The sequence below is a fragment of the Kocuria himachalensis genome (assembly GCF_054784195.1).
Window position 1 is genome coordinate 259,521 of the sequence record NZ_BAAGPL010000019.1, and the last position, 7,726, is coordinate 267,246.

The window sequence follows — 7,726 nt, forward strand, 5'->3', positions numbered from 1 at the left end:
TCCACAGCCTAGGGGCGGGATCAGGACGCGACAAATATTGATTGGGCTGCTTTTGTGCACCCAATACGGCATAAACCCACCCTGGGTTACTCCTAGGGGTTTGCCTGATGTGAGCGGAGTCACGGCGCACCAGACTGGCTCTGTACCGTCCGGCAGGAGCCGGTCGCGGCCCCGGCCCGCACGTCCCGAGCAGACGTCCCGCCCCAGACATCCTGACCAGAAGGAGCACGTCATGACCGAGAACCTGACCCACGTCCGCGAGGTCCTCTCCGACGCCGTGGTGGACGACCGCGAGAACGGCCTCATCCGGGCCAAGCGCGAGATCTTCACCGACGAGGAGATCTTCGAGCTGGAGATGAAGTACATCTTCGAGGGCAACTGGGTGTACCTGGCGCACGAGTCCCAGATCGCCAACGTGGGCGACTACTTCACCACCTACATCGGTCGCACCCCGGTGGTCATCACCCGCGACAAGGAGGAGAAGCTGAACTGCATCGTCAACGCGTGCTCCCACCGCGGCGCGATGCTGTGCCGGCGCAAGACGGACAACCGCACCACCTTCACCTGCCCCTTCCACGGCTGGACGTTCAAGAACTCCGGCGAGCTGCTCAAGGTCAAGGACGGCCGCAACGGCGGCTACCCGGAGAACTTCAACAAGGAGGGCTCGCACGACCTGACCAGGGTCGCCCGCTTCGAGTCCTACCGCGGCTTCCTGTTCGGCTCCCTCAACCCGGACGTGCTCCCCCTGGAGGAGCACCTGGGCGACGCCACCACGGTGATCGACTCGATCGTGGACCAGTCCCCCGAGGGCCTCGAGGTGCTGCGCGGTGCCTCGACCTACACCTACGACGGCAACTGGAAGGTCCAGGCGGAGAACGGCGCCGACGGCTACCACGTGACCTCGGTGCACTGGAACTACGCCGCGACCACCGCCCGCCGCACCGCCGGCGACTCCGCCAACAAGACCAAGGCCATGGACGCCGGCAAGTGGGGCAAGGTTAAGGGCGGGTTCTACTCCTACGAGCACGGCCACCTGCTGCTGTGGCAGGAGTGGACCAACCCGCAGGACCGCCCGCTGTGGGACCGCCGCGAGGAGCTCGTCGACAAGTACGGCGAGGAGATGGCGAACTTCATGATCAACATCTCGCGCAACCTGTGCCTCTACCCGAACGTCTACATCATGGACCAGTTCTCCTCGCAGATCCGTCACTTCCGGCCGATCTCCGCGGACCAGACCGAGGTCACCATCTACTGCATCGCCCCCAAGGGCGAGTCCCAGGAGAACCGCTCCAAGCGGATCCGCCAGTACGAGGACTTCTTCAACGCGACGGGCATGGCCACCCCGGACGACCTCGAGGAGTTCCGCTCCTGCAACAAGACCTACTGGGCCACCTCCGCCCCGTGGAACGACATGTCCCGCGGCGCCGCCCACGAGATCCAGGGGCCGGACGAGCAGGCCCAGGCCCTCGGCATGACCAACGTCATCGCGTCCGGCGTGCGCACCGAGGACGAGGGCCTGTACCCCGTCCAGCACGGCTTCTGGAAGGACGTCATGGACAAGGGCCTGGCCGCGGAGGAGCGCGCCGCCGCGCAGCCCGCTCCTGCGACCGCCTGACCCGGACTCCCCCGAACCACAGAAAGAGTGCAGAACACCATGGCCAACCTGCTGAACCCCGTGACGGCGCTGAAGACCGCCGAGGAGATCGCGACCCTCGAGACCGTGCGCTCCTTCCTCTACAAGGAGGCGCGCCTGCTGGACGACCGCCGGTTCGACGAGTGGCTCGAGTGCTACCACCCGGACTCCGAGTTCTGGATGCCGTCCTGGGGCGACGACGACCAGCTGACCGAGGACCCCCAGAACGAGATCTCCCTGATCTACTACGACAACCGCGGCGGCATCGAGGACCGCGTGTTCCGCATCAAGACGGACCGCTCCTCCGCCACGTCCCTGCCGGACCCCCGCACCGGGCACAACATCACCGACGTGGAGGTCCTCGAGCACGACGGCGACCGGGTGCAGGTCCGCTTCAACTGGTTCACGCTGTACTTCCGCTACAACACGACGGACACGTACTTCGGCACCAGCTTCTACACGATCGACCTCTCGGGCGACGAGCCCGTGATCCTCAAGAAGAAGGTCGTCCTGAAGAACGACTACATCCACCACGTCGTGGACGTCTACATGATCTGACGCCTGCCGTGGTCGGCTCCGTGCCGGGGCCGACCACGACGGACCGTCGGCACCCCGTGCCCACCGAGCCATCCCGTGCTCACCGAGCACCCCACAGACCTTTCCCGGGCCGCGAGGACGCGGCCCCCACCCAGGAGGAAATCATGGGCCACCAGGTAGCCCTCAGCTTCGAGGACGGCGTCACGAAGGTCGTCAAGGTCGGCGACTACGAGACCGTCCTCGACGCCGCCTACAAGGCGCGCATCAACATTCCCGCGGACTGCCGGGACGGCGCCTGCGGCACCTGCAAGGCCTTCTGCGACTCCGGCTCCTTCGACCCCGGGGACTTCATCGACGACGCCATGACCGAGGACGAGCTCGAGAAGGGCTACCTGCTCACCTGCCAGGCGGTCCCCGAGTCCGACATGGCCATCCAGATCCCGGCGACCGCCGAGTCCGCGAAGACCTCCGCCGCCACGTACACCTCCACGCTCCAGGAGCTGGACAAGCACTCCGAGACCACGATCTCCTTCACCCTCGACGTCGAGAAGCGGGAGGACCTCGCGTTCCTGCCCGGCCAGTACGTCAACATCAAGGTGCCCGGCACCGAGGCCGAGCGCTCCTACTCCTTCAGCAACGGCCCCGAGGCGGAGGGCGCGGCCTTCATGGTGCGCATCACCCCGCAGGGCGCGATGTCCGAGTACCTGCGCGACCGCGCCCAGGTGGGCGACACCGTCGAGTTCAGCGGCCCCTACGGCTCGTTCTTCCTGCGCGAGCCCAAGCGCCCGCTGCTGCTGCTCGCGGGTGGCACCGGCCTGGCCCCGCTGCTGTCGATCCTGGAGAAGCTCTCCGAGAACCCGCCCAGCACCCCGGTGCACCTGATCTACGGCGTGACCCGCGAGGCGGACATCGTGGGCATCGACCGGCTCCGGGCGTACGAGGCGAAGCTCCCGGGCTTCACCTGGGACCACATCGCCTCGGAGCCGGGCACCTCCGCCCCGCACACCGGCTACGTCACCCAGATCATCGAGCCTGCCCATCTCAACGACGGCGACGTGGACGTCTACCTGTGCGGCCCGCCGCCCATGGTCAACGCCGTCTCCAAGTGGCTGGACTCCGAGGGGATCGAGCCCGCGAACTTCTACTTCGAGCGCTTCGCGCCGAAGGAGACCACCGGCGGCGACGCCGAGACCGGCGCGCCTGCCTCCCCCGAGACGATCGCCGCCGAGGGCGACACGATCACCCGTTCCGAGGCCGTGTCCTCGCTGGAGACCGGCCGGCTGGAGTTCCGCAAGGAGGACAGCTTCGCCCACCTCGACGCCCGCATGGGCCTCGAGCTCGCCGTCACCGAGCTCATGATGGGCCGGCTGACGCAGGAGCAGCTGGAGCAGTTCCGGCGCCTCGCCGAGGCCACCACGCGCTCCGTGGGCGCGGGCACCGTCCAGGATCCCGAGGAGTACGTGCGGACCAACGAGGAGTTCCACGAGTACCTCTTCATGGTCTGCGACAACCCGACGCTGCTGGAGTCCTACCGCCGGCTCGACGTGCGCGAGCAGATGGCCGCGACCTTCGAACGGGGCACGGCGATCTTCGCCCGGGTCGCCCAGGACCACGTCGACGTCGTCGAGGCCTTCGAGCGCCGCGACAAGGAGCGCGCCCGCGAGGTGATCATGGCCCACGCCCGCGACGCCAAGCAGACCATGTCCACGGCGATCGACGCCAAGGAGGCCGGTCGCTGATGGGCACACCGTACGCGGGGCAGTTCCTCACCCCGGGCCGCTTCGCCGGCAAGGTGGCGGTCGTGACCGGCTCCGCGCAGGGCATCGGGCAGAAGGTGGCCGAGCGGATCGGCGCCGAGGGCGGCGCCGTCGTCCTCGTGGACCGCTCCGAACTGGTGCACGACGTGGCGCAGGGCATCACCCGCGCCGCCGAGGCCTCGGGCTCGGGCGGTTCCGCCACCTCCGTGACCGCCGACCTCGAGACCTGGGCCGGGGCCCACCGGGCCGTGGAGGCCGCCCTCACGGCCCACGGCCGGGTCGACGTGCTCGTCAACAACGTGGGCGGCACCATCTGGGCCCGCCCCTACGAGGAGTACGACGAGGAGAAGATCGAGAAGGAGATCCGCCGCTCGCTCTTCCCGACCCTGTGGTCCTGCCGCGCGGTGCTCCCGGCCATGCTGGAGCAGGGCTCGGGCACGATCGTCAACGTCTCTTCGGTGGCCACCCGTGGAATGCACCGGGTGCCCTACGCCGCGGCGAAGGGCGGGGTCAACGCCCTGACCCAGTCCCTGGCCATGGAGGTCGCCGGTCGCGGGATCCGCGTGGTCGCCACCGCCCCCGGCGGCACCGAGGCCCCGCCCCGCCGCGTCAAGCGCGGGCCCGAGGCCGAGTCCGCCACCGAGAAGGCGTGGTACCAGGTGATCGTGGACCAGACCGTGGAGTCGTCGCTCATGAAGCGCTACGGCACGCTCGACGAGCAGGCCGCGCCCATCGTGTTCCTCGCCTCCGACGAGGCCTCCTACGTCACCGGCAGCGTCCTGCCGGTCGCCGGCGGGGACCTCGGCTGAGCCGCCCCCGGGCGGACGCCCGCCGGCGTGGCCGCGCCCTGCCCCCGGGTAGACTCGCGGCCATGACGGCGGGCCTGCACCACGGAGAACCCGGGGAGGAGTTCCCGCTGGTCGGGCGGGCCGCCGCGCTGGAGGAGCTCCTCGAGGTCCTGCGGACCGTGCGCAGGGGCCACGTCCGCACGGTGGTGCTCGACGGCCCCCTGGGCTCGGGCAAGACGGCCCTGCTCGAGCTGTTCCTCGACCACTGCCGCTCCGCGGCGCGAGGCGTCCGCGTGCTCAGTGCCACCGGCGACGAGTGGGAGTCCCAGCTCGCCCTGGCCGGCTACAGCCAGCTCATGCTCGCCACGCCGCTGCGCTCGTCCAGGGGCTTCGACGGCGAGCCCGCGCCGCCCTCGGCCCCGGTCGCCGACCTGAGCCCCGCGCAGGCCGTGAACTACGCCGCCACCCTGAGCACCCACCTCGAGAGCCTGCAGACCCGCGGCAGCGTGGTGGTCACCGTGGACGACGCCCACCGGCTGGACGAGCAGACCCTGCGGATCCTGGTGTTCGTGATGCGCCGGCTGCACGGCAAGCGGGTCATGTTCGTCCTGACCCTCGACCCCGCGCAGGCCTGGCACGTCCCGGCCGGGGTGCTCGACTTCCTCACCGGCCACCAGGTGCAGCGCATCCCCCTCGAGCCGCTCGGGGTGGAGGAGGTCCGCGCCGCGGCCCGGCAGTACTTCGGCCTCGACCTCGGCGCGACCGCCGCGCACCGGCTCGTCCGGCACACCGGCGGGCTCCCCCAGCAGGTGCTCGAGCTGCTGCGCGAGCAGCCCGAGGACACCTGGCACTCCTGGTTCGCGGACCTGCCGGCGAGCTCCCGGGTGCGCGCCCGCGTGCGCAGCGTCCTCGCCGAGGCCTCCCCCGACCTGGTCCGCACGGCCGAGGCCGTCTCCGTGCTGGGGCGCAGCGCGGGCCTGTCCGAGGTGGCCCACGTCAGCGGGGTGGACGCCCTGATGGAGGCGCTCGACGAGGGCCACCGCGCCGGGCTGCTGGACCTGTCCGTGGACCAGGCCCGCTCGGTCGTGCAGTTCTTCGAGCCGGGCGCCGCGGAGGCCGTCTACGGGCTGATCGTGCCGAGCCGGCGGATCGAGCTCCACCGGCGCTCCGCGACCGCCGTGCACGAGGAGGGCGAGCGGCTCGGCCACCGCGTGTCCGCCACCCCGGGGCCCGACGAGGCGCTGGCCGTGGAGCTCGAGGCCTTCGCCGGGCGGCAGGCGATGGTGGGAGCCTGGCAGGACGTCGCCACGGCCCTGCTCTCGGCGTCCCGGCTCTCCGCGGACACGCGAGCCCGCAACGAGCGCCTCCTCCGGGCCGTGGACGCCCTCGTCGGCTCGGGCAACATCGCCCAGGCCGGCATGTGGGCGGACGCCGTGGACGCCATGCCGTCCTCCCCCCTGCGCTCCTCGGTGCTCGGCTACCTCTCCACGGTGTCGGGGCAGAACCGCAGCGCGCAGACCCAGCTCGAGATGGCGTGGCGCACGAGCAACCGGCAGCGGGACCCCGCGGCCGCCGCGCAGATCGCCCAGCGCTTCGTGCTGCACGGCGTGGCCTCTTGGGACGGGCCCGTCATCACCCGGTGGGCGGAGACCGCGATGTCCCTCACCGCTCCCGGCGCCCCCGCCCACATCGAGTCCGAGGCGATCTACGGCCTGGGCCTCTTCGCCCAGGGCCGGGTGCGGGAGGCCGAGGCGTCCTACGAGCGGGCCTTCGAGCACGCGGCGGAGAACGCCCAGAAGCAGCGCGTCCAGATGGGCGCCGGGTGGCTCGCCCTGCGCGCCGACGACGTCGAGACGGCGCTCGTCAGCTTCCAGGCGGCCGTCCCCACCGAGCACCGGGGCGGGTCCCTGCGGATCTCCCTGTGGGCGGAGGCCTGGCTGGCCCGCACCCAGCTGGTGCTGGGCGACTGGGACGCCGCGGCGGCCACGGTCTCCCGCGCCTCGGTGCGCCTCGAGACCGCGCAGATGCCGCTCATCCGCCCGCTCCTGTACTGGACCGCCGCGGAGCTGTGGTCGATGCGCGGGGACTGGGACCGGGCCCGCCACTACGTCTCCCAGGCCGCCGTGCAGCCGGGCACCTACCGGGCCATGCAGGTCCCGGCCAGCCTCGCGCGGGCCCGCTTCCACGAGGCCCGCGCCGACTACGAGAGCGCGCTGGGGGTGCTGCAGCCGCTCACGGACATCGATCCGTGGACCGACGAGCGGGTCTCCTTCTGGCCGTGGCAGGACACCTACGTCAACGCCCTCGTCATGACCGACCGGCTCGAGGACGCGGACGCCTTCCTCACCGCGTTCGAGCGCGTGCGCCGCGAGCGGCGGATCCCCTCCGACGAGGCCCGCACGTCCTGGGCCCGGGGGCGGATCCTCGCCGCGCAGGGGGATCCGGACACGGCGCGGGAGCACTTCGAGGCGGCCCTGGGCCACCTGGGCGGGCTCAACCGCCCGTACCTGCGCGCCCGGATCAGCTTCGCCTTCGGGCAGAGCATGCGCCGTGCGGGCAAGCGGCGCCTGGCGTCCACCGTGCTGCGGACCGCGCGGGACCTCTACGACTCGCTGGGCGCCGCCACCTACGTGGAGCGCTGCGACCGCGAGCTCAAGGCGACCGGGCTCGACGTCGGGAACCTGCCCGACCCCTCCGACCCGGTGCTCGCCGCCGTGGGCCGCACCGCCGTGCAGCTCACCGCCCAGGAGCAGGCCGTGGCCGAGCTCGTGTCGGGCGGGGCCACCAACAAGGAGACCGCGCGGGCCCTGTTCCTCGCGGAGAAGACCGTCCAGTACCACCTGACGCGCATCTACGGGAAGCTGGGGATCCGCTCGCGCAGCGAGCTCGCCGCCCGCTACCGCTCCCCCGAATGACCGCTCCCCCGGATCACTGCCCCCGGGTCACTGCCCCCGGATCACCGATCCCGGTGGATCACTGCTCCCCGACAACCGCGAGGTGGCGGGCGACGG

Annotated in this window: 5 protein-coding genes; all 5 read left to right on the forward strand. The window is 71.2% G+C overall.

Going from position 1 to position 7,726, the window contains the following annotated elements; genetic code table 11:
* The first annotated feature begins 232 nt into the window (after window positions 1-232).
* The 5 genes from benA to ACYVM4_RS13605 all read left to right on the forward strand — a co-directional run bounded on the left by benA (window position 233) and on the right by ACYVM4_RS13605 (window position 7,630).
* Window positions 233-1,615 carry a benzoate 1,2-dioxygenase large subunit gene (gene benA, locus ACYVM4_RS13585; protein WP_368821279.1) on the forward strand — a complete coding sequence of 461 codons (1,383 nt, stop codon included), beginning with the start codon at window positions 233-235 and terminating at the stop codon, window positions 1,613-1,615.
* Between the two features lie 39 nt (window positions 1,616-1,654).
* The gene (gene benB, locus ACYVM4_RS13590; RefSeq protein WP_387605391.1) at window positions 1,655-2,191 is read left to right on the forward strand and encodes a benzoate 1,2-dioxygenase small subunit; all 537 of its coding nucleotides are present in this window, start codon (window positions 1,655-1,657) and stop codon (window positions 2,189-2,191) included.
* A 143-nt stretch (window positions 2,192-2,334) separates the two neighbouring features.
* Window positions 2,335-3,909: a benzoate 1,2-dioxygenase electron transfer component BenC gene (benC, locus tag ACYVM4_RS13595; protein WP_460668879.1), complete on the forward strand. Its 1,575-nt coding sequence runs from the start codon at window positions 2,335-2,337 to the stop codon at window positions 3,907-3,909.
* Window positions 3,909-4,736: a 1,6-dihydroxycyclohexa-2,4-diene-1-carboxylate dehydrogenase gene (locus tag ACYVM4_RS13600; protein ID WP_460668880.1), complete on the forward strand. Its 828-nt coding sequence runs from the start codon at window positions 3,909-3,911 to the stop codon at window positions 4,734-4,736. Before benC ends, ACYVM4_RS13600 begins: the two co-directional genes overlap by 1 nt.
* 62 nt (window positions 4,737-4,798) lie before the next feature.
* On the forward strand, window positions 4,799-7,630 hold the full coding sequence (locus ACYVM4_RS13605; protein WP_460668881.1) for a helix-turn-helix transcriptional regulator: 2,832 nt from the start codon (window positions 4,799-4,801) through the stop codon (window positions 7,628-7,630).
* Window positions 7,631-7,726: the final 96 nt, after the last annotated feature.

Coding starts and splice junctions, on each gene's coding strand:
- benA (WP_368821279.1), top strand. CDS start 233: ATGACCGAGAACCTGACCCACGTCCGCGAGGTCCTCTCCGACGCCGTG.
- benB (WP_387605391.1), top strand. CDS start 1,655: ATGGCCAACCTGCTGAACCCCGTGACGGCGCTGAAGACCGCCGAGGAG.
- benC (WP_460668879.1), top strand. CDS start 2,335: ATGGGCCACCAGGTAGCCCTCAGCTTCGAGGACGGCGTCACGAAGGTC.
- ACYVM4_RS13600 (WP_460668880.1), top strand. CDS start 3,909: ATGGGCACACCGTACGCGGGGCAGTTCCTCACCCCGGGCCGCTTCGCC.
- ACYVM4_RS13605 (WP_460668881.1), top strand. CDS start 4,799: ATGACGGCGGGCCTGCACCACGGAGAACCCGGGGAGGAGTTCCCGCTG.